Source organism: Actinophytocola sediminis (assembly GCF_054779715.1).
This window is the reverse complement of the sequence record NZ_BAAGXS010000137.1, coordinates 1-967: the sequence shown is the minus strand read 5'-3', so window position 1 is coordinate 967 and position 967 is coordinate 1. Positions and strand designations below refer to the sequence as shown.

2 protein-coding genes are annotated in these 967 nt (G+C 68.1%); both read right to left on the bottom strand.

What is annotated here, in order from left to right:
- On the bottom strand, window positions 1–209 hold a 209-nt coding region (locus ACYVIP_RS44685), incomplete at its 3' end, for a hypothetical protein (RefSeq protein WP_460407319.1).
- Window positions 209–967, bottom strand: a 759-nt coding sequence (locus ACYVIP_RS44680; RefSeq protein ID WP_460407317.1) for an SU10 major capsid protein, incomplete at its 5' end; no start/stop codon positions are given. The genes ACYVIP_RS44685 and ACYVIP_RS44680, both read right to left, overlap by 1 nt.

The window sequence follows — 967 nt, the reverse complement described above, 5'->3', positions numbered from 1 at the left end:
GCGTCGATCCGGGCCGTGATCTCGGCGACCGTGCCCGAGTCGTCGAGCCCGATCGCGCGGGCGTCGATCTGGATCAGCTGCTTCGGCGTGATCCGCTCCTCGACGAACAGCCGCCACGCCGGGTTCGCGTCGTAGGCGGCCTCCGCCTCGGCGCCGGATACGGTGATCTGGCGCCGAGGGGTGGCCGTCTTGTGCTCGTAGACCGGCATCACTGCCCCCGGAACGGCAAGCCGGTCAGGAGACCGTGCTTGATCGGGGACCCGTACTGGAGGCCGATCTCGCCGTAGAGCTGCGAGTCCTCCGACGCACCAACCTTGGCCAGCGGCTCCTCGAAGAAGCTGCCCTTGCCCGGGATGAGCAAGAACTTCGTGCGCAGCTCCGACAGGGAGGTGAGCAGGATGGAGTCCTGCGGCATCGCCCTGTCGACCATGATGTTGAGCCGGCCGAAGTCCGTCTCGATCTGGTCGACCCGGACACCGCCGACGTTCTGGCCGGTGATCAGCGGATTGGCCTTGCCGTACGCGTCGGCGTACGCCTTGGACAGCGCCACCTTCTGCGAGCTGTTGACCAGGAAGGTGCCGAGTCCGTCGGTCAGGCCGCCGCCGTCATACACGAGCTGAGCGAACTCGTTGATGTCGTCGACGTCCGGGGCGGTCGAGCCGGCCGACCGGTAGTCGATGTTCGCCGACGAGGTGCCGAGCGTGATCGCCGACCCACCATCGGTCGCCGCGACGCTGAACGAAACCGTGGTGGACACGGCCTGCACCCAGTACGGGCGCCCGGTGGTGATGTTCGTGGCCGCGCCGGTGCGGGTGAAGAACACGACGTCACCCACGGACAGCGAGTGCGCCGCGACCGGGGTGATCACCGTGGTCGCCGAGCTTGCGCCCGTCGCCACGTTGGTGCCCTTGTGAATGGTGTTCGCCAGGCTCACCGCCTGGATCAGGCCACGGGTCTTGCGCGGCGC